Source organism: Sulfuricurvum sp. (genome assembly GCF_023229695.1).
Taxonomy (GTDB): Bacteria; Campylobacterota; Campylobacteria; order Campylobacterales; family Sulfurimonadaceae; genus Sulfuricurvum.
Window position 1 is genome coordinate 1 of record NZ_JALNYS010000012.1, and the last position, 19,372, is coordinate 19,372.

A 19,372-nucleotide genomic window follows, 5' to 3' on the forward strand; every position below is an offset into this window, starting at 1 on the left:
TGCTCGATTTCATCACTGCTTTGGAGCGCACTTTTCGCTGCGCTCAAACGGCTATTATCATCCGCACCCGCTAACGAAAGGGTAAATAGAAAAAGAATCAGGAAAAAGAGACGACTCAGCACTCGATCAATCACTCCCCTTGAATTAATTTTTCCATCAACTCTTTGACGGAGATGATTTTATCAATACGATACCCGTTGGTGCCTGAAAAGAAAAGGCCCAGTTCCAGATTTCCCGCATACGCATCGCTAAGACGGTCTGCGATACAGAAACCAACCTCTTTGGCTTCAACCCCGCGATTACACGGAGCAACGCAGTTGGAGATACATTTGATGGCCGGGCCGGTACGGGTATCGACCAAATTGCGCAAATTGGTACGTACGCCGCGTGCAGGATAACCGACCGGAGATTTCATCAGGGTGATATCTTCCTCTTTGGCATCGATCAAAACCTGTTTGAAATTTTCGTGGGCGTCACATTCGAATGTACCGATAAAACGGGTCCCCATTTGTACCCCTGACGCACCCAGTTCGATCATCTGGTCGATATCGTTTTTATCCCAAACTCCTCCGGCGGCTATTACCGGAATATTTCCCCAGAGCGCCGCTTCTTCAACAACCGGTTTGACAAGATTTTCAAGCTGATACTCTTCCATTTCGCATTGTTCATAGGTAAATCCCTGGTGCCCGCCGCTTTTCGGCCCCTCAAGGATCACGGCGTCAGGAAGCCGATTGTAGCGCTTTTGCCACCGTTTGCAAATAATCGAAAGGGCTTTGGGCGACGATACGATCGGAACCAATGCCACATCCGGATAATCGGCGGTGAATTCGGGCATGTTGGTCGGCAGACCCGCTCCGGTAATGATGATATCAATTCCCGCTTCACATGCATCGTGAACGACGCGCCCGTAATCGTTGATCGCATAAAGGACGTTACACGCCAACGGAGCGTCACCGCAAATTTTACGGGCATTTTTGACAATGGCGTCAAGCCCTTTTTTCGAATAAAAATTTTCGGCATCCAAAGGGCGATCCGCAACCAGTTTGTTAACATGGACTTTATCTTCGTAATATCCGGTTCCAACCGAGCTGACTACTCCCAGTCCGCCTTCCGACGAAACAGTTCCTGCCAATTTGTCCCAGCTGATACCGACACCCATTCCCCCCTGTACAATGGGGTGCTTTATCAGATGCTTACCGATTTGAAGTGGTTTAAAGCTCATAAGGTTACCTTTATTCGCGCAAATTTTCGTTTTCCAACCTGTACCACGTACTCACCCGCTTCCAGTTGGAACTGTTCGTCGCTCACTTTATGTTGATCGATTTTAACAGAGCCTTGCTTAATCTCCCGACGAGATTGTGAAGTGGAGGGGCTTAAAGCACAATCCACAAGAGCTTTCGCAATCCAAACGGGCCCTTCTATGGTAAACTCCTCCATTTCGGTCGGAATTTCACTTTGTGCGTGTACCCGCTCAAATTCAGCCTGTGCGCCATAGGCCGCATCCTCCGAATGAAACCGTGCCGTAATTTCAATCGCCAATGCCTCTTTGACCTTTTTAGGGTGCAGCGAACCGTTTTCGACACCCGATTTCAGCGCTTCGATCGCATCCAGACTTTGAACACTAAGCAACTCATAATAGCGCCACATCAACGTATCGCTGATACTGAGAATTTTTCCGAACATCTCACCCGGCGTATCGGCAACGGCGATATAGTTTCCGAGACTTTTGGACATCTTCTGGACCCCGTCAAGCCCCTCTAAAATAGGCATCATTAAAACAGACTGCTCTTTCCCGATTTCATAAGCGCGCTGCAAATGACGCCCCATAAGGAGGTTGAATTTCTGATCGGTCCCGCCGATCTCGACATCGCTTTTAAGATGTACGCTGTCATACCCCTGAAGGAGCGGATACAAAAATTCGCTGATGGAGATGGAGATCCCCCCCTTGTAACGCTTATCGAAATCATCGCGTTCCAGCATCCGTGCGACATTGAAGGTCGTGGTCAGTTCCAGCATACCGGCGGCTCCGAGGGGGTTAATCCAGTCGGCATTAAAGACAACCGTCGTTTTTTCAGGATCCAGTATTTTGAACACCTGATCTTTATAGCTCTGGGCATTTTGCTCAATTTGAGCGGGCAGAAGCTTTTTACGCGTTTCGCTTTTCCCGGTAGGATCGCCGATCTGTGCCGTAAAATCTCCGATCAAAAATTGGATATGTCCACCGAATTTTTGAAAGGTAGCCAATTTTTGGAGTAAAACGGTATGACCTAAATGCAAATCGGGCGCGGTAGGATCAAATCCCGCTTTGACCGTATAGCTCTCCCCTTTTTCAAAATAATTTTTCAACAGTATCTCAAGTCGCGCTTCATCAATGATTTCGGCACTCCCTCGTCTAATTTCTCGTAATGCTTCGTTTAACATGTTTTATCCTTGACTTCGGTACGCATCATCGGTCCGAAAAAATTGTATGATTTTCCCTTTTTTTTCAAGCTTTGAACGAAGCTTGCTCGTATCACGTTCCAGGGTCTGAAACTCCATTTCGCAATATTGGGTATGTTCCGAACGCTCTTTCCCCAGTTCGATGCTGTTGATATCAGCCCCCATCTTGGCCATATAGGTGAGAAGGTCGGCCAAAGAGCCTTGCGCATTTTGCATACTGATAATAAGATGAAAGCGAAAATAATCCTGCCGCTTCCATCGGACGAACAGCATCGGCTCGTGTCGATCGATCAATGCGGCGGCATTTTTACACATCTTATGGTGGACATGCGCTTTGCCGTCTTGCAAAAAGGCGACGATCTCGTCGCCGTTTTTCGGATGGCAGCAATAATCAAATACCGCATCGGAGATGTTTTGAACCGATGAAATTTCCAATGAGGAAAACAGATACGGCTTGAGCTTGAACCGGTTACGGGTCCAGAACGCACTAAAGCGGCTGTTCTCGCGCAGCTCCTCTCCGAGGCGGTTAATCGACTCTTTTAAAAAATCAAGATCGCGCGGCAGGCGATGCATCTGATCTTCAAAATGGACCCGCGTAAAGAGCTCGACGATTTTCTCTTCCTTCAACCGAAATACGTTGGTCAGGATATTCAAACCGCTCTGAATATCAATCGCACGTATCCGCTGGTTACAGTTTGCGCGCATGCTTGCTTTTGCACGGGAAGTTTTTACTGTATCAATCCAGCTGCAGCGGGTGATTTTTTTATTCCCCGGGGTCGTTATGATTTTAACCATATCCCCGTTATGAAGTTCGCTGAGCAGACTCGCTTTCTCTTTGTTAACCAGACACCCCTCGGCACTGTCCCCCACTTCCGTATGGACCGCATAGGCAAAATCCAATGCCACCGCGCCGCGCGGGAGAGTAAAAGGTTTCCCCTTAGGAGAAAAAACGCTGATATCTTCACTGTAGAGATCGTTTTTGATCAGCTCATAAAAGGCTTCCACCGATTCGTTCTGGTACTGTAGATTGTGTAGCCAATCCAGACTGATCGCGTTATTTCCCCCGCTTTTGTATTTCCAATGGGCCGCAACACCCAGTTCGGCCGTTGCGTGCATCTCATAGGTGCGGATCTGCACTTCAAAAATGGCACTCTCGTCAAATACCGTCGTATGCAGCGTCTGATAGCCGTTCTCTTTCGGAATCGCAATGTAATCTTTAAACCGGGCGCTGATCGGTTGAAAATTGAGATGAACCATACCGAAAACACGATAACAGTCAATCGGTTTTTTAACCAGAATCCGTACCGCCAGCAAGTCCAGAATTTCGTCGATGCTGATCCCTTTGCGCTGCATTTTGAGATACACCGAATAGTGGTGTTTGACACGGCTGAGGATCTCGAAATCTTCCTGACAGAAACCGTTTTCAAGCATCATTTTGGTCAGTTTCTCGCAAAAATCGTTTAAGCGGACCGAAATAGATCGATAATTTTCTTCCAGATACAGATCAATGAAACGTTTATCTTCGGCAAAAAGATACTGGAAACTCAAATCTTCCAATAAGTTTTTCAGAAAAGAGATCCCTAAACGATGGGCGATCGGAGCATATACGACCAGCGTCTCTTCCGCGATCCGATGTTGTTTAATCTCGCTTAAGGCCCCCAGCGTCAACATATTATGAAGCCGATCGCACAGCTTGACGACCAATACGCGAACATCTTCGATCGAGGCGATCAGCATCTTTCGAAACGAGAGGGCCGAAACAACCAGTTTTTCATCCGAATTCGACGGGATAAGCTCCGCATCGCGGATCGTATCGATTTTAGTCAACCCTTCAACCAGATGGGCTACGTCATTTCCGTAGTCACGGGCGGCGTCTTCAATCGTGATGTGGGTATCTTCGACGACATCATGCAACAATGCGGCAATGACCATCGCCTCATCTCCGGTAATGGAAGCGACCAAAGAAGCGACCAAAACGGGATGGACGATATAAGGTTCGCCGCTTTTGCGAAACTGCTCACGATGAGCCGCCTGAGCAAAGTTTAAGGCGGTTTCAATGGGATTGGAAGGGTGGATGAGGGAGTAAAGGTGCGCTACGGCACCTTCCGTATCATTGATGCGGGTGATTTTATCGATATCGACGGTGTTCAATGATAAGGCTCTAGCAGTACGTTATGCTTTATCTACAAAACCTTTGATGGTAATGTACCCTTCGGCAATCTCCATCAAAGCGACATCGGCCGGTTTAACTTTTTTCATGTCTACATTCATTTTTGTCGGTGCGCCGTTTTGGAGCTCTTCGGAACGTTTGGCAACGGCCAACGCCAATTGGTAACGATCGATATTCGCAGTATCAAGTGCTTTTGAGGTCAGTTGTTCAAGTCTCATTAAATGTCCTTTTAGATTTATTTCACAATTGAGCAACGCTCAAGATTTCCCTGAATGATTTCAAGCAAATTACCCGGTCTAAACATGTCACACACGATGATCGGAAGCTTGTTCTCTTTGGCCAGGGCGATTGAAGTGTCATCCATTACTTTGATATGGTCACTAAGGGCTTGTTCGTATCCGAGCTCCGGAAGTTTGACCGCATCGGCAAATTTATTAGGGTCTTTGTCGTATACACCGTCTACTTTGGTCGCTTTGATAATCACTTCGGCTCCGATTTCAATCGCACGCAAGGTTGCTGCCGTATCGGTAGTAAAGAACGGATTTCCGGTCCCTGCGGCAAATACGACCACCCGTCCCCGCTCCAGATGACGGATTGCACGGCGCACGATAAACGCTTCGGCAATCTGTTCCATTTTGATCGCGCTTTGCACACGGACCAGAATCCCTTCGTGTTCGCACGCCTCTTGCATGGCGATCGCATTGATCACGGTAGCGAGCATCCCCATGTAATCACCCGACGTTCGGCGAATAATGCCGTCTTGCGCTGCCGTGACGCCACGGATAATGTTGCCGCCGCCGATCACGATCCCCACTTCAATCCCTGCATCTATGAGGGTTTTGATCTCTGTCGCAATAAACTTGAGGATTTTTGTATCGATCCCGTGACCGTTCTCACCGGCCAGTGCCTCTCCCGAGAACTTCACCAACACACGTTTATAGCCCATACAATCCCCCTCTATGAAATTACGCGTATTATACTTTATCGTCGCTTTAAGGTTGCTTTGATTACACTACAACCCTATAACAGGCAAGGGATATTTCGGTGAAATGGTTTGATAAAGTTCTCTCATGGCTGCGGCCGAATCCGCCTGAGAAAACCGTTATCTACGGCAGAGGGATACACGCGCTCCCCAATCCACGGGAGAAAGAGCTTTTTGACGAGGCTTCCGATGCCTTCATACGCGGCGATATCCTCCAAGGGTACCACCGTTTTTTAACCTCCCTTCTCCACTCGGAAATTCCCGATTTGCCCCCCCATCTCACCCTCATTTCCGACGAAGAGTCGCTTCGTTTTACTCTGATTCAGGGAAGTGCCATTGTCAAAGGGGTCGTCACCGCCGAATTTCTTGAAGCGCATGTCGACATTGCGAATACGGGAGCGTTGCATGTTGCCATCAAACGCCGTTTTTTAGAGCGTAATTTTCAACTCACCTATTGCCGCTTCAGTGATGAAAAGGGGGTTATCCGACTCTCTCTCCATCTGGAAAATACGACAATTACCCCCCAGAAAATCTTTTTTCCCCTCCGCGAAATCGCCCTCCATGCCGATTTTGAAAAAGAGTTTATCGCCAGTGATTTTGACGAATCGGACTTGCTGGAGTTTGACCATATGATCCCGATCAATTCCGAACGGGCCAGACGACTCTACACGACCATGCAATCGTGGATAGCCCAGACCAAAGCGAGTCTTATCGGGCTCCTCTCCAACGACAACACCGGGATGGCGTCGTTTAGCTATCTCTCTCTTTTGCTTCAAATCGACTATCTTTTCATACCCCGTAAAAAAATGGCCAAAAATTTAAGCGAGAAGATCAACGGCTATTTCCTGGAGGATGAAAAACTGACCGAAGACAAAAATGCCGAGCTTGAAACGTTTCTGGCGGAACTTGAAGCCCTCTCATTCGAAGAGTTTTCAACCCAGTTCTACGATTCGCCCTATACGTTTTCGCCGTATGAGCAGGCAATGCATGACGATATCGCCACGTTTATCGATGAGTCGCTTGTCAAAGTGCGCTGGTACAAGCACAATCACTCCAACTACGTGATCACCGTCATTTATCGCTATATTTCCCTCTATATTCTGTATAACTACGGCCTCCACCCGGCGCTGCGCTCCCTTTTGCATCTGCATGTCGAAGTGTATAACGGGGATTTTTTCGAAGGGGAAGGGGGACAAAGGCTGTACAATCCCCAAAGCGGCACCTTCCAGAAGCGCATCATCGCAGAGCGAATCGCTTCGGCGATTCAACCCTACGGTGAGCGCTATCGGGGGCTTAAAAATTTTGCCGATGAGTTAAACTACACCGATTTGGACCATTTCAGCCAAAGTTTTTATCTTCACATTAAAAATCTTGATTTTACCGAGGCTTAAGAATGACAACCTCTACCCAAAAAATGGTTGAAAAAAGCATCGACAGCATCGTGCAGATCACCACCCCCTACGGGAGCGGGAGCGGCTTTGTCATCGGTACCCTTATTGTGACGAATTCTCACGTCGTCAATGGACTGAAACAGGTTCTCATCAGTACCAAAACGCTCCCAAAAACGATTGGGGATGTCGTGTATGACGACCCTGCCTACGATTTGGCATTTATCCGCCCGCCAAAAACGATCGGGACGCAAACGCCCCTAGAGCTCTCCACCTCGCCCATCAGTGACGGAGACGGCGTTATTGCCATCGGCCACCCCTACGGGCTCAACTATTCCACGACCGAGGGGATCATCTCCCGGGCTTCCCGGATGCAGGGGGAGGTGGAATACATCCAGTTTGACGCCGCAATCAATCCCGGAAACAGCGGCGGGCCGCTGCTGAACGAAGAGGGAGAGGTGATCGGCGTCAACACCTTTATTATCCAAAATTCCAATAATCTCGGGTTCGCTCTCCCCTGCTACACCCTCCAGGAGGCGTTGGAAGAGTTTCTTGCTTTGAACAAAGAGGATATCATCCGCTGTATCTCCTGCAAAAATCTCATTTTCGAACCGACGATTCAAAATGACTATTGCCCCAACTGCGGCGTAAAACTCGATGTCGCCAAACGGCGGCGCGAAGGGTACAAACCCTCCGGCGTCGTCGCCTTGATCGAAAAAATACTGGGGTCCTTGAAAATCAACGTTACCCTCTCACGTCGAAGTCAGCGGAGCTGGCGGTTTGAAACCGATACGACCCGCATCGATGTCAACTACTACGATAACGGGGTGGTCATCGCCGACTCGGCACTCTGCCGGATACCGCAAGAAAACATTGAACCCCTTTACGATTATCTCCTGCGCGAAAATGCCGAACTGGGACGATTGCAGTTTGCAATCAATGAAAACACCGTCTACCTCTCCTATATTATCATCGATTCATCGCTGAGTGAGCACTACGGGACACAGGCGTTACGGCAACTCTACAAACACTCCCCCCGCTACCACAAACTCCTGATCGAAAAGTTCAAAGCGCTGGAGCCGAAATTTGATGAGTTTGAATAATTTACTCACTGATGTTACACACTTTCCGCTCATAGCCCGTAAAGTGGCAGGGACGACCCAGCCGGTACTACGTACAACGGCTTGGGTTCCAAAGCTAAAAAAGCCAAGCAGTTGGCTTTTTTGACGCTTTTCACCCATACAACCCCCTAAAGCTTCCCGTATCTTTCGGATACGGGAGATTAACTCCCCTTGAAGTACCTGTTAAGGCAAGGTGCGTAAGGTCAGTTACTAAAAAAAAGCACCCTCTTCTTTTTTCTCCATCAACGATTGAATCGTTACGAGGATTTTTTCCAGCTCCCCTAATGTTTCGATGATAGTATTGAGAATATTCATCGCGTTTTCTTCATTCTCTTCGTAGTCGTGAGCAATTTCATTCCGAATTTCACGCAGCATAAACCATTCGTCTACATCAACAATATTGAGCTTTTCGAGTTGATGCAAAATATCCAAAAAAGGCTTATCCACATTCTCTCCCTGTGCCAACAAGAAGGCTTTAAAGAGTTTAGCCCCGATCCCGTCTTGCAGTTTTGAAAAGCGATAAATCACCTGATCCGCATACGCAATATTTTGAACATTATCGATAAGCTCTCGGAAGTTTTCAATAGTGATCGGAAACGTGTACTGCTTTGACAACTCATCAAATGCGTTGCGAATTCTCCGCAAATGGATGAAGTTTTCATTCAACGTTTTCAGAAGTTTAGCGTGATAAACTAAAGCCGAATCCCCCATTGTCGAGCCTCCTGTTCGATAAGTCTGCTCTCATCTTCGTTAAAAATCAAGTCTATTTTTTGATCCCCCAAATCACGTTTCACTTTGGATAAAAAGGTAATTTTTCGTTTGAAAAGGTTAGATTTATCCTCTGTTTCGAGATACAGATCAATATCGCCGCCCCGTTTTTTATCATCCGTTCGTGATCCGAAAAGATAGAGATTAGAATGGGGGAAAAGGGCATTGCAATGTTTGGTGAGAATCTGATGCTCGTATTCGCTTAGTCGCATTGCACCTCTCCTTGTACGCTTAATATATGAATTGTATCACGTTTTAGTAATTTGATGAGTTTGAATAAGCCCCGACACTTCCTCTTTTCTCGGGAAATCAGCCCCCATGCTGATGATGAATGAGGATGCTTCCTGAAGCGATAAGGTTGTTTTTTTGATCTTTGTTTCATCAACCAGTACCGTATATCCGCTCGTCGGGTTCGGAGAGGTCGGGATAAATAAGACGCAGATGTTTTCATGGCGATTGAGCAAATAGGCCGGAACCCACAACCCCTCTTTGGGATATTCGACCAATACCACCTCTTTTTTTGTCCCGTCTTCGCCGCCGCTGAGCATTGCCGCGAGTTTTTTCGATACCGAATAGACGGAGCGGATAGCGGGAATTTTCTCAAACGTCGTATCAATTATAGAGATAAAAATAGAACGTCCGTATTTCTCAATCGAAAATCCTAAAAGGGCAAAAACAGCGACAACTCCTGCCATCAGGGCCAGTGTTACTCCGAACGAATTGGTGTAATCATGCAGGGATGAGTACGCACTAACGCCTAGATTTTTAAGATAATTGACCACTACGATCACCAAAATCAATGGAAAAAGGGATAATGCCCCCACAAAGATATACCGAAGTAATAGTTTGATTTTTACACTCATTGGAATAAACCTTTTTAATGTTACGCACTTTCTGGGCGAAGCCCGGAAAGTGGCAGGGGACAATTTGTCCCCTGCACCCCCCTGAAGCTACCCGCATCTTTCGGATACGGGAGAGTAACCCCCCTTGAAGTACCCGTTAAGGTCAGGTGTGTAACATCCGTTAATATGACAAATTGTCGAATTATAGAATACTTTTTGAAACACTTTACTACAATATCGCAACTATAGGAGAGACCATGCACCCTTTTGCCGATTTTAAACTCGATTTAGAGACATTTATACCCGATTTGAATGCCTTGATCGAAATCAATCATAAAACCATTGCCGATTTATTGGCGATTAATGATAAAACCTACGCCAATTTTGTCCGTCCGTTTGATTTTATGGAGGAGGAGATGGAACTCTTGTTCACCCCCCTTTCGCACATCAACGCGGTGAAAAATTCCCCCGACACCCAAAAAGTCTATGCCGACGCCTTGCCGATTTTGACCGACTATTCTACCTTTATCGGGCAGAATCTTGCCATTTATGATGCGTTCAAACGGATCAAAACCAATGAGTACGATCGTCTCAACGGCGAACAGCGCCGTATTCTGGATCTCAATATCCTCCATTTCGAACTCGCCGGAGCCCATCTGGATGATGTCTCGAAAGGGCGTCTGGCCCAGATCAATCAGCGCAAAAGCGTCCTGACCAACGATTTCTCCCAAAACCTCCTCGACGCCACCAATGCGTATGAAAAAATCATCACCGATGAAGCGGATGTCGCGGGAGTGCCGGAAGGGGATTTGGAGGATGCCCGTTTTGAAGACGAAAACGGCGCTATCCGATACCGCTTTACCCTCCAGATGCCCTCATACATCGCCTATATGACCTATGGTCCCAACCGCTCCATCCGCGAAGAGCTCTACCGGGCCTATACAACCCGCGCCCCGCAGAACGCCGCTATTATCGACGAGCTCCTCGCGCTGCGTCAGGAGAGTGCCAAACTCTTGGGATTTGAGAACTACGCCGAATATTCACTCGCGTCCAAAATGGCACCCGATACCCAAAGCGTATTGAAATTTCTCAACGAATTGGCCCGGACCTCCCGTACGCAGGCTGCACGCGAAGTCGAAGAGGTACGGGCGATTGCCGGCGGCATCGATCTGCAAAGCTACGACACCGCTTTTTACGGAGAGATTCTCAAAAAAGCGCAATACGATATCGACGAAGAGGAGTATCGCCCCTATTTCGAACAGCACGGAGTGATGAAAGGGATGTTCGATTTTCTCGGACAGCTCTTCGGTATCCGATTTGAAAAGTGTGAGCTTCCGCTGTGGGATAAAAAAGCAAGCGCCTATGACATCTATGAGGGGGAGAAACTCCTGGCACGGGTCTATTTCGATCTTGAGGCACGTAAAGAGAAACGCGGCGGGGCATGGATGCACAATTTCCAGACCCATTGCGAAGATACCCAAGGGTGTATCCACCACTCCAGCGCCTTTGTCGTCTGCAATTTCCCCCCCTCCTCGGAAACGTCCCCCTCCCTTCTGCGCCACGATGACGTCGTTACCCTTTTTCACGAAATGGGGCATACCCTTCACCATCTGATGAGCCGGGTCCGCGAACACGGGGTCAGCGGTGTCAACGGCGTCGAATGGGATGCGGTCGAATTTCCGTCGCAATTTCTGGAAAATTTCGCGTATGAACCGAAAGTGCTCAAACTTTTTGCCATCCACCACAAAACAAAGGAGACCCTCAGCGATGCAATGATCGAAAAACTGATCCGGGCCAAAAATTTCCAAAGCGCCCTCTTTATGCTCCGTCAGCTGGAGTTCTCTCTCTTTGATTTCATGCTCCATTCACGCCTCTATCAAGGTGAAGAGATTCAAGAGCTTCTCGACTCGATCCGTGAGACGACCGCTTTTATTAAGCCCCCTGCATACAACAAATTTCAAAACGGCTTTTCCCATATCTTCAGCGGAGGGTACAGCGCCGGATATTACAGCTATAAATGGGCGGAAGTACTCAGTGCCGATGCCTATTATGCGATTGTCGACGAGGGGATATTCGGTTCCGAACTCGCCCGAAAATACAAAGAGATTGTTCTAGGACGCGGCGGCAGTCAGAGCATGCAGGAGCTGTTTGTCGAAATGATGGGACGCGAATGCGAAACCAAAAACCTCCTACGGCTCAATGGAATCGAATAATGCGCCTGTTTTGGCTCCTCTTTATCGCCGTCACACTGTTGGGAGGGGCCGAAATGAAAATTGCAACCTATAACGTCGAGAATCTTTTTGATACCCAAGATGACGGAAACGAGTACGAAGAGTACATCCCCAACACCGCGTGGGGTTGGGATGAGACGATGTACCGGACCAAACTGCGCCATAGCGCCCAAGTGATTCGCGATATCGGTGCCGACATCATCGGTTTGGAAGAGATTGAATCCGAAACCGCCCTGAAAGATCTTAAAGCCGAGATCAACCGCCAGGGGCTCTATTACCCCTATTATGCGTATTCGCGTTCCAAAAATACCACGGTTTCGGTCGCCATGCTCAGCCGCTATCCGATTCAAAGCGTGCTGAACCACCCGATCAGCGCCAGCCGGGAATTTCGGGACATTATGGAGGTGAAGGTTACGGTCGAGGGGAAAGCTCTCCGTATTTTTGTCAACCACTGGAAATCCAAAAGCGGTCCGGAGAGTATGCGTATCCAAAGCGCACGGGTACTGGCCAAAAGGATCTCCCTACTCGATTCGTCTGAACCCTTTATCATTCTCGGCGACTTGAATTCCCATTACGAAGAGTACCGTACCTTTCTCAAAAGCCGCCGCCATAACGATACCGACGGTATTACCGGCATCAACCATATCCTCAAAACCGTCGACGAAAATCACAATCCCGCCACGTATCCCTCGCTTCAAAGCAACAGCGGCACCCTCTACAATCTCTGGTACGACCTCCCCGAAGAGGAGCGGTGGAGCCATCAGTACCGACACCACACAGAGGCTCTCGACCATATTATTATCTCACCGGCCCTTGCCGATGGAAAAGGGATTGAATACATAAAGGGGAGCATGCGCCGTTTTGCTCCGGAGTATCTGTTTCAGAACGGGAAAATCTACCGCTGGCAGCAGAGCCGAAAATACCCCAAACACCATCTGGGAGAGGGATATTCGGATCACCTTCCGATTTATGCACAATTCAGGTTATAATTGGGCTATGGAACGTTCACTTCTAACCGAATATCTATCCGATCAGCTCAAGAGCGCACTCGGCTTGCTCCGAAAAATAGAGGGTGACGGTGAGCCCGATGATATCCATCAGTTTCGTGTTTCGATCCGGCGGATCCGTTCGCTGCTGCGCCTTTATGGCGAGGACATCCCCCCTTTTCCCGTCGAAATCAAACAGTTTGTTCAAAAAACCAATTCCGTTCGCGAAATCGATGTTTTGCTCTCCCTGATACGCCCGGACAAATATCCGAAAACCTTTAAACGGCTCCGCAACCTTCGGAAAAAGCAGTACCGCTTATCCTTTGACCCCACGGCTCTCCAAAAGATAACCGTTTTAGTGCAGCACTACGATGAAAAATTATCCCGATCGGATCCGAAATCCGAACCGCTCCGCTGGATAGCGCTGGCGGAAACCAACTATCGCATCGCCCGTATCGGCTACCAATCGTTGTCCAAGAAAACTCCGCAAAAAGAGCTCCATGCACTCCGGATTCGATTTAAAATAGCCCGTTATGCCCTGGAATTTATCGATAAAAGCGGTTTAAAAGGGGAAAACGAAAAAATTGCCGAATGCAAAGTGCTTCAGGAGAGATTGGGGGCGGTTCAGGATACATTTAATCAACTCATCTGGCTTAAAAAAATTTACCGGAAAAAACTGATAGACGAGATCCGCACATTAACCCGGAAACGGGAGAAATCGATAAAAAAACTGAAAAAGCTAGAGTTTCCACTCAATCGGTGAGATTCCCCAACTCTGTAGATACCCATTCGTCCGGCTAAACGGCCTGGAACCGAAAAACCCCCGGTACGACGAGAGGGGTGAGGGGTGAGGGGCTTTTAGGATCAAATGTTTCGTGCCGTCGATCAACGCCGCTTTTTTCCCCGCCGGCCCTCCCCATAAGATAAACACAAGGTGTTCACGCCGGTCGCTTAGGATCCGTATCACCTGATCGGTGAACCGCTCCCATCCCCGATCCTTATGGGAGAAAGGTTCCCCTAAACGGACGCTCAAAAGGGTATTGAGGAGCAATACCCCCTCCGATGCCCAATGACTCAGATCACCGCTGCCGGGATAGGGACATCCGATGTCGTCCACCAGCTCTTTAAAGATATTGTGAAGCGAGGGGGGAATTTTTACCCCGGGGGGGACGGAAAAAGAGAGGCCGTGCGCCTGCCCCGCACCGTGATACGGGTCCTGCCCGAGAATGACCGCTTTTACCGAATCAAAAGGGGTGGAGTTAAACGCATTGAAGATATTGCCCCCCGTCGGAAAAACCGCGTAGTTTTTTTTCTCTTCGACAAGAAAGGCTTTGAGCTCCTCCATATAGGGGTGGAGAAACTCCGCCCGCAACACCTCTTTCCAGCTCTCATCCAAAACAGGGTTCAACGGCATCGGATCACTTTAAAAGATCATCTTCAAAAATAACCATTTCGTAGATGCTCCGTTTGGTTACCAGCGCTTTTTCGGGGGGGACACCCGAACTGTTGCGCATCCGGGAGAGTTCCTGACGCAGCAATGCCAACTCCTCTTCCATCGTCTCCATTTTGTCTTTCAGCCGCATCACGACATCGACACCGGCTAGATTGACCCCCAGTTCACGAGTCAGTCGTAAAATCGTTTTGATCTTTTCGATATCGCGCTGGGAGTACAGACGGATTCGTCCGTCCGAACGGGAAGGGGCAATCAGATTCTCCCTCTCGTACTGCCGAAGGGTCTGAGGATGGATATCGAGGATTTTTGCCACAATGCTGATCATATAGACCGGTTCATCAAAATGGTGCATCGTCTAGTCTCCTTGCGGAAGGGATTTTTTCATCTGCTCGACAAGTTCGGAATCTATTTTATCAACATTCGGCAAAACAATGTTCGCTTTCAGGTAAAGATCACCCCGGACATTACTCTGACGGTTCATGACCCCCATCTCCTTGAGACGGAAGCGCTGGCCGTTTTTCGTATTTTCGGGAACTTTGAGGGTAACCTCTTTGTCCAGTGTCTGGACGCTCACCTTTCCTCCGAAAAGGGCCGCATACAGAGGGACGTTAAAGGTTTTGACCAAATTATCCCCCTCCCGCTCGTAGTCGGGATTGGGGGCGATATTAATTTGCAGGTAAAGGTCCCCGCTCTGAGTCCCCGCACGCTTCCCTTTTCCTCGGACACGAAGTTTCTCCCCGTTTTTGATCCCGGCCGGGATCTTGATGTCAAAACTCTCTCCGCTTAGGCTAATCGTATGTTTTCCCCCCAACACCGCAACATTGAAAGGGACCGTTACATTCGCATCGATATCAAGGTTCATCCCGCCGCCGAAGCCGCCGCCGAAACCTCCCCCTCCAAAGCCGCCGAAACTACCACCGCCGCCGCCGTAGCCGCCCCCTTGACCGAAAATATTGCGGAGAATGTCGTCCAGATCGACATTCCCCCCCTGTCCCCGGGCAAAATCATGAAAATTCTGACCGCCGAACATTGAATCGCCGTATTGATCGTATTTGGCACGCTTCTCTTTGTCACTAAGCACTTCGTACGCGGCATTGATCTCTTTAAACTTCTCTTCCGCTTTGGGATCTTTGTTCACATCCGGATGATATTGGCGTGCAAGTTTCCGGTATGCTTTTTTGATCTCCGCGTCACTTGCGGAGGGGGATACTTCGAGGGTAGTGTATAAACTTTTTGACATAGTGTGTTCCTGTACATATTTACCTATTTTTATTACAAAAAGTATAGCATAAAAGTTGAGCCAAAATCAATCAAGGTTAAAAATGAAAGTTCGTAATACTGGGGAAGAGAGGAAATTAAACCTTGCGCCATAGCGGCGCAAAAGCTCTTAGCTTATGAATATTCGACTTTATCGCGTGGCAGAAAAACTCCCTTGATGCCATTAGGGTTTAGTACCGCTATTTGAATATGATTTTGTTTTTTAAATCCGGCACCATCATAAAGTGGTTCACCTTCCCAAAAAGCGGCACGCACTGAGTCAAAATGTTCTCCTTCATCTTTTGCAAGCTGATGGGCATGCCGAATGACGGCACAATCCAATTCCCGTTTTCTAAAATCAAAATCGTTTTCTGAAAATGAACTGTTTGTGGGAAGAGTTTTATTTTCAATTTCGAGACTCTGTTTTAAATCATTATAGGCAACTGATAGAAAATCGAGATATTTTTGATCGAGAAGATCGAGACAATTACCTAAATCGATAATTGCCCCAAGGACAAACGGTTCTTTTATTTTGGTATGTTTGCGTTTTGAATCTTCAATGGCATACTGAACAGCTCATTCATAATTATTTTCCCAAAAATAGACACCATGACCAAGCCAATCATAATGATTATTACTGTGCTTAAAATCTTTTTCTTGTGTGAGAATTTGGAGAGCAATTTCTTTATCGAGACCATGAAAACCATAAACAAAAGATGGTTTACTGGTATACATCAACTGACTTTTTGTTTTTTAGCTCTATCTTTGGCGACGGTTTCAGCGGAAAAATAACGGGAGTCATAATAACCGTCTTTATCGATTATGTGTGCTTTTCGGAGTAATGTACGACGCTCACTATCGGTGCGCGTTTTAGAAGATGCTTCAATCTTTTGCATCAATTCTGTAATCGACATGAAGAACTCCTTTGATTTGATTTAAAAATTATAGTGGAAATCAGTTAAAACATCAATGAGTTTGAATCATAGACTTAAAATGCACAAATACTTCTTATGTATTTGAAATCAAAAAGTGGGATAAAAAGAAGCTGGATTCCGTGTCAAGCACGGAACCTCAAAGAGGTTCTTGTGCCCTATAAGGTATGATGAGTGAAGAGATTCTAATGTAGAAAGTGGCGGATACCGCTGAAATAAAGTGACATGCCGTACTCATCGGCAGCCGCGATCACCTCGTCATCACGCACCGAACCGCCCGGTTCGATGACCGTTTTGACCCCGGCACCCGCCGCCGCATCGATCGAATCGCGAAACGGGAAAAACGCTTCGGAGGCCAACGCCGAACCGCTGACGTCCAGCCCCATCTCTTCGGCTTTACGCAGTGCACAGCGCGCGGCATCGACACGTGACGTCATCCCCATACCGACCGCTACCATCGCCGAGTTTTTGACGTAGACGACGCAATTGGATTTGGTCAGGGATGCCACTTTATAGGCGATCTCCGCATCTTTGAGTTCCTGCTCGCTTGCCGAGTGCTTGCTCACCTGCTTCGCGTTTTTCACCTCATCCGCACCGACACGGTCGGCATCTTGAAACACGAATCCGCCGTCGATGTGTTTGAAATCGATAGCGTCGTTGCTCAAAGCAATACGATCACTGCCGTATTCGAAGAGTTTGAGCCGTTTTTTCGGCTCGAACACCGCGCGCGCCTCTTCATCAATTCGTCCGGCAATCACCACTTCAAGGAACATTTCGTTCATCTTCTCGGCCAGCTCTTTGGTCACGACGCCGTTCACCGCGACCACACCGCCGAATGCAGAAACCGGATCGCATTTGAGCGCTTCATTGTAGGCATCCAAGAGAGTCTCACGAATCGCAAAACCGCACGGATTGCCGTGTTTGACGATACAGATCGCGTTTTCCTCTCCGAATGCCGCCGCGATTTTCACCGCGCCGCTGATGTCGGTAAGGTTGTTGAAGCTCGCTTCCCCTTTGAGGGTTTTGAAGTTTTGGCTGAAAAACGCATCAAACTCATACAAGCCGCCCTTTTGGTGCGGGTTTTCGCCGTAACGGGTATCCATCACTTTGTTTCCGACAATAAACTGCTTGGCCCCCATGCCGTTGTTGAACCGTTTGTTCATGTAGTTGGCGATCATAGAGTCGTACGCTGCCGTATGCTCGTACGCTTTGATCATCAAATCGCGGCGAAATTCGACGCTGTTTTCACCGTTTGCAATTGCATTAAGCACCAATGAATAATCCGATGGATCGGTAAGGATAATGACGCTATCGAAATTTTTTGCCGCAGAGCGCACCATAGCAGGTCCGCCGATGTCAATGTTTTCGATGATCTCTTCGAAATCGTCGGTTTTCTCAATCGTCGCTTTGAACGGATAGAGATTGACACAGACCAAATCGATCGCTTCAACACCGAGTTCGACCGCTTGGTCAAGGTGCGATTGTTTGTCACGGCGATGGAGAATTCCGCCGTGGATGTAGGGGTTCAATGTCTTGACTCGCCCTTCGAAACACTCGGGGAATTTGGTCACTTCATCGATCTCGATCGCGCTTACACCCGCCTCACGCAACATTTTGTACGTTCCGCCCGTAGAGACGATTTCATAGTCCAAACCGATCAGAGATTTGGCGAATTCAACGATGTTGCTTTTATCGCTGACGCTTAGCAGTGCACGCTTCATGCAGTTCCTTTGAGTTGGGTACCAGACCCATAAATTAATGGCGGAATTGTAACAAAGTGTGGTTTAGGGGAAGGTAAAATGAGGTAAAATCACTCCATGCAACCTTTTTTTCACCCTTTCACCCCTATTCTCGATGAGCGTACCCGCGTCCTCTTTTTGGGCAGTTTCCCCAGCATCGCTTCGTTCGAACACTCATTTTACTACGCCCATCCCCGCAATGCCTTTTGGCCGATCATCGAAGAAATTTTTACCGTCCGATTGGAAACCAATGAGGCAAAAAAAGAATTTTGTCTGGAAAAAGGGATCGGACTGTGGGATGTGATCGCGTCATGTGAGCGAGATAACTCAAGCGATACCAATCTCAAAAACTGCGTCCCCAACGATTTTAAAATACTGTTAGAAGCGTATCCGAATATCAATGCCATCGGCTTTACGGGAAAGAAGAGTTTCGATCTGTTTCAGAAGGTTTACAAGGATGTGAGTGTCGAAAAAGTCCTCCTCCCCTCAACATCCCCCGCCCATGCGGCGATGAAACGGGCTGAAAAAACACAACGCTACAAGGAGTTTATCGATAACGCTCTAGCCGGATAACTAACCTTACACAATTATATAAAACTCTTCATGAAGCCGTCTCTTATTCTGTGCTAGAATTCGTTTAATAGACTTCTTCCATAACCTTGTGATGCAAGAAGTTTTCTGCCTCGAAGAGGCAAGCTTTAGTGCCATAGCGGCCAGCGTAGTGCTTTGGGCTTTGCGCAAAGCACGTTTAAAAGAGAGCTCTGCAAGAACTCTAATAAAAAACCAAGGGGAGGGGATGATGCGCCGATTTCGACACCTGTTTGCACTGCTCTTCATCTTCTCCATTGCGGTCGGTGTGGTGCATGAACTCACCCATCTTCATCCGCACGGAGAGACGTGTGAGGTGTGTATCCTCGCCCACTCCCCGGCATTGGTGGACGCACTACCCGCACTACCGAATATCGATTACACATTTGAGCCGTTTCTCACTCGATATACGGCACACTCCGCCATCCCCGTCATCCCCGGCCGGAGCCGCTCTCCCCCGTTTGCCTGATCCTTTT

Annotated in this window: 22 protein-coding genes; 7 read left to right on the forward strand and 15 right to left on the reverse strand. The window is 48.0% G+C overall.

Annotated elements, in window-relative coordinates; translation table 11 throughout:
* Positions 1 to 130 precede the first annotated feature (130 nt).
* Genes M0P91_RS09565 through pyrH form a run of 5 tightly spaced genes read right to left on the reverse strand, consistent with a single transcriptional unit; the run spans position 131 to position 5,555 of the window.
* Complete coding sequence (locus M0P91_RS09565) at positions 131 to 1,222, reverse strand: nitronate monooxygenase family protein (protein WP_295066623.1); 1,092 nt, start codon at positions 1,220 to 1,222, stop codon at positions 131 to 133.
* Positions 1,219 to 2,421: a tyrosine--tRNA ligase gene (gene tyrS / locus M0P91_RS09570; RefSeq protein ID WP_295066624.1), complete on the reverse strand. Its 1,203-nt coding sequence runs from the start codon at positions 2,419 to 2,421 to the stop codon at positions 1,219 to 1,221. Before tyrS ends, M0P91_RS09565 begins: the two co-directional genes overlap by 4 nt.
* 3 nt (positions 2,422 to 2,424) lie before the next feature.
* Positions 2,425 to 4,590: a RelA/SpoT family protein gene (locus tag M0P91_RS09575; protein ID WP_295066626.1), complete on the reverse strand. Its 2,166-nt coding sequence runs from the start codon at positions 4,588 to 4,590 to the stop codon at positions 2,425 to 2,427.
* Positions 4,591 to 4,611: 21 nt separating this feature from the next.
* A complete protein-coding gene (locus M0P91_RS09580; RefSeq protein WP_295066628.1) occupies positions 4,612 to 4,827 on the reverse strand; it encodes a DNA-directed RNA polymerase subunit omega in 216 nt (71 codons plus the stop codon).
* 17 nt (positions 4,828 to 4,844) lie between these two features.
* Positions 4,845 to 5,555, reverse strand: a complete 711-nt coding sequence (pyrH, locus tag M0P91_RS09585) for a UMP kinase (RefSeq protein WP_295066629.1) — start codon at positions 5,553 to 5,555, stop codon at positions 4,845 to 4,847.
* Between the two features lie 98 nt (positions 5,556 to 5,653).
* Between pyrH and M0P91_RS09590 the strand changes: the two genes are divergently transcribed.
* Positions 5,654 to 6,982, forward strand: a complete 1,329-nt coding sequence (locus M0P91_RS09590) for a hypothetical protein (RefSeq protein WP_295066631.1) — start codon at positions 5,654 to 5,656, stop codon at positions 6,980 to 6,982.
* Between the two features lie 2 nt (positions 6,983 to 6,984).
* Entirely contained in the window at positions 6,985 to 8,082 is a 1,098-nt protein-coding gene (locus M0P91_RS09595; protein WP_295066633.1) for a trypsin-like peptidase domain-containing protein, read from the forward strand.
* Between the two features lie 228 nt (positions 8,083 to 8,310).
* On the opposite strand, the gene M0P91_RS09600 is transcribed toward M0P91_RS09595, so the two are convergent.
* The 3 genes from M0P91_RS09600 to M0P91_RS09610 are packed head-to-tail and all read right to left on the reverse strand — an operon-like array spanning position 8,311 to position 9,731.
* Positions 8,311 to 8,811: a hypothetical protein gene (locus M0P91_RS09600; RefSeq protein ID WP_295066635.1), complete on the reverse strand. Its 501-nt coding sequence runs from the start codon at positions 8,809 to 8,811 to the stop codon at positions 8,311 to 8,313.
* Positions 8,793 to 9,080: a nucleotidyltransferase domain-containing protein gene (locus M0P91_RS09605; RefSeq protein WP_295066636.1), complete on the reverse strand. Its 288-nt coding sequence runs from the start codon at positions 9,078 to 9,080 to the stop codon at positions 8,793 to 8,795. The genes M0P91_RS09600 and M0P91_RS09605 overlap by 19 nt, the downstream gene beginning before the upstream one ends.
* Positions 9,081 to 9,116: 36 nt before the next feature.
* Positions 9,117 to 9,731 carry a DUF502 domain-containing protein gene (locus tag M0P91_RS09610; protein ID WP_295066638.1) on the reverse strand — a complete coding sequence of 205 codons (615 nt, stop codon included), beginning with the start codon at positions 9,729 to 9,731 and terminating at the stop codon, positions 9,117 to 9,119.
* Between the two features lie 236 nt (positions 9,732 to 9,967).
* On the opposite strand from M0P91_RS09610, the gene M0P91_RS09615 reads away from it, so the two are divergent.
* The 3 genes from M0P91_RS09615 to M0P91_RS09625 are packed head-to-tail and all read left to right on the forward strand — an operon-like array spanning position 9,968 to position 13,690.
* Positions 9,968 to 11,923, forward strand: coding sequence for a M3 family metallopeptidase (locus M0P91_RS09615; protein WP_295066639.1), 1,956 nt, complete (start codon positions 9,968 to 9,970; stop codon positions 11,921 to 11,923).
* Positions 11,923 to 12,930 carry an endonuclease/exonuclease/phosphatase family protein gene (locus tag M0P91_RS09620; protein WP_295066641.1) on the forward strand — a complete coding sequence of 336 codons (1,008 nt, stop codon included), beginning with the start codon at positions 11,923 to 11,925 and terminating at the stop codon, positions 12,928 to 12,930. The genes M0P91_RS09615 and M0P91_RS09620 overlap by 1 nt, the downstream gene beginning before the upstream one ends.
* A 7-nt stretch (positions 12,931 to 12,937) precedes the next feature.
* The gene (locus tag M0P91_RS09625) at positions 12,938 to 13,690 is read left to right on the forward strand and encodes a CHAD domain-containing protein (RefSeq protein WP_295066642.1); all 753 of its coding nucleotides are present in this window, start codon (positions 12,938 to 12,940) and stop codon (positions 13,688 to 13,690) included.
* Here M0P91_RS09625 and ung read toward each other — a convergent pair.
* From ung to purH, 7 genes are all read right to left on the reverse strand, one after another.
* Complete coding sequence (ung, locus tag M0P91_RS09630; RefSeq protein ID WP_295066644.1) at positions 13,667 to 14,341, reverse strand: uracil-DNA glycosylase; 675 nt, start codon at positions 14,339 to 14,341, stop codon at positions 13,667 to 13,669. The genes M0P91_RS09625 and ung overlap by 24 nt on opposite strands.
* 4 nt (positions 14,342 to 14,345) lie before the next feature.
* A complete protein-coding gene (locus M0P91_RS09635; RefSeq protein WP_295066646.1) occupies positions 14,346 to 14,732 on the reverse strand; it encodes a helix-turn-helix transcriptional regulator in 387 nt (128 codons plus the stop codon).
* Between the two features lie 3 nt (positions 14,733 to 14,735).
* Positions 14,736 to 15,620, reverse strand: a complete 885-nt coding sequence (locus M0P91_RS09640) for a DnaJ C-terminal domain-containing protein (RefSeq protein ID WP_295066648.1) — start codon at positions 15,618 to 15,620, stop codon at positions 14,736 to 14,738.
* Positions 15,621 to 15,772: 152 nt separating this feature from the next.
* On the reverse strand, positions 15,773 to 15,979 hold the full coding sequence (locus tag M0P91_RS09645; RefSeq protein ID WP_295066650.1) for a hypothetical protein: 207 nt from the start codon (positions 15,977 to 15,979) through the stop codon (positions 15,773 to 15,775).
* Between the two features lie 234 nt (positions 15,980 to 16,213).
* Positions 16,214 to 16,372, reverse strand: a complete 159-nt coding sequence (locus tag M0P91_RS09650; RefSeq protein WP_295066651.1) for a hypothetical protein — start codon at positions 16,370 to 16,372, stop codon at positions 16,214 to 16,216.
* Positions 16,372 to 16,551 carry a hypothetical protein gene (locus M0P91_RS09655; protein ID WP_295066653.1) on the reverse strand — a complete coding sequence of 60 codons (180 nt, stop codon included), beginning with the start codon at positions 16,549 to 16,551 and terminating at the stop codon, positions 16,372 to 16,374. The genes M0P91_RS09650 and M0P91_RS09655 overlap by 1 nt, the downstream gene beginning before the upstream one ends.
* Positions 16,552 to 16,754: 203 nt before the next feature.
* On the reverse strand, positions 16,755 to 18,290 hold the full coding sequence (purH, locus tag M0P91_RS09660) for a bifunctional phosphoribosylaminoimidazolecarboxamide formyltransferase/IMP cyclohydrolase (RefSeq protein ID WP_295066655.1): 1,536 nt from the start codon (positions 18,288 to 18,290) through the stop codon (positions 16,755 to 16,757).
* 96 nt (positions 18,291 to 18,386) lie between these two features.
* Between purH and M0P91_RS09665 the strand changes: the two genes are divergently transcribed.
* Both M0P91_RS09665 and M0P91_RS09670 read left to right on the forward strand, forming a co-directional pair.
* Complete coding sequence (locus tag M0P91_RS09665) at positions 18,387 to 18,881, forward strand: DNA-deoxyinosine glycosylase (protein WP_295066656.1); 495 nt, start codon at positions 18,387 to 18,389, stop codon at positions 18,879 to 18,881.
* A 91-nt stretch (positions 18,882 to 18,972) separates the two neighbouring features.
* The gene (locus M0P91_RS09670; protein WP_295066657.1) at positions 18,973 to 19,365 is read left to right on the forward strand and encodes a hypothetical protein; all 393 of its coding nucleotides are present in this window, start codon (positions 18,973 to 18,975) and stop codon (positions 19,363 to 19,365) included.
* Positions 19,366 to 19,372 lie beyond the last annotated feature (7 nt).

Excerpts from the sequence above, each read along its gene's own strand:
- M0P91_RS09565 (WP_295066623.1), bottom strand. The coding sequence starts at position 1,222 with ATGAGCTTTAAACCACTTCAAATCGGTAAGCATCTGATAAAGCACCCC.
- tyrS (WP_295066624.1), bottom strand. The coding sequence starts at position 2,421 with ATGTTAAACGAAGCATTACGAGAAATTAGACGAGGGAGTGCCGAAATC.
- M0P91_RS09580 (WP_295066628.1), bottom strand. The coding sequence starts at position 4,827 with ATGAGACTTGAACAACTGACCTCAAAAGCACTTGATACTGCGAATATC.
- pyrH (WP_295066629.1), bottom strand. The coding sequence starts at position 5,555 with ATGGGCTATAAACGTGTGTTGGTGAAGTTCTCGGGAGAGGCACTGGCC.
- M0P91_RS09595 (WP_295066633.1), top strand. The coding sequence starts at position 6,985 with ATGACAACCTCTACCCAAAAAATGGTTGAAAAAAGCATCGACAGCATC.
- M0P91_RS09600 (WP_295066635.1), bottom strand. The coding sequence starts at position 8,811 with ATGGGGGATTCGGCTTTAGTTTATCACGCTAAACTTCTGAAAACGTTG.
- M0P91_RS09605 (WP_295066636.1), bottom strand. The coding sequence starts at position 9,080 with ATGCGACTAAGCGAATACGAGCATCAGATTCTCACCAAACATTGCAAT.
- M0P91_RS09610 (WP_295066638.1), bottom strand. The coding sequence starts at position 9,731 with ATGAGTGTAAAAATCAAACTATTACTTCGGTATATCTTTGTGGGGGCA.
- M0P91_RS09615 (WP_295066639.1), top strand. The coding sequence starts at position 9,968 with ATGCACCCTTTTGCCGATTTTAAACTCGATTTAGAGACATTTATACCC.
- M0P91_RS09620 (WP_295066641.1), top strand. The coding sequence starts at position 11,923 with ATGCGCCTGTTTTGGCTCCTCTTTATCGCCGTCACACTGTTGGGAGGG.
- M0P91_RS09625 (WP_295066642.1), top strand. The coding sequence starts at position 12,938 with ATGGAACGTTCACTTCTAACCGAATATCTATCCGATCAGCTCAAGAGC.
- ung (WP_295066644.1), bottom strand. The coding sequence starts at position 14,341 with ATGCCGTTGAACCCTGTTTTGGATGAGAGCTGGAAAGAGGTGTTGCGG.
- M0P91_RS09635 (WP_295066646.1), bottom strand. The coding sequence starts at position 14,732 with ATGCACCATTTTGATGAACCGGTCTATATGATCAGCATTGTGGCAAAA.
- M0P91_RS09640 (WP_295066648.1), bottom strand. The coding sequence starts at position 15,620 with ATGTCAAAAAGTTTATACACTACCCTCGAAGTATCCCCCTCCGCAAGT.
- M0P91_RS09650 (WP_295066651.1), bottom strand. The coding sequence starts at position 16,372 with ATGTATACCAGTAAACCATCTTTTGTTTATGGTTTTCATGGTCTCGAT.
- M0P91_RS09655 (WP_295066653.1), bottom strand. The coding sequence starts at position 16,551 with ATGTCGATTACAGAATTGATGCAAAAGATTGAAGCATCTTCTAAAACG.
- purH (WP_295066655.1), bottom strand. The coding sequence starts at position 18,290 with ATGAAGCGTGCACTGCTAAGCGTCAGCGATAAAAGCAACATCGTTGAA.
- M0P91_RS09665 (WP_295066656.1), top strand. The coding sequence starts at position 18,387 with ATGCAACCTTTTTTTCACCCTTTCACCCCTATTCTCGATGAGCGTACC.
- M0P91_RS09670 (WP_295066657.1), top strand. The coding sequence starts at position 18,973 with ATGCAAGAAGTTTTCTGCCTCGAAGAGGCAAGCTTTAGTGCCATAGCG.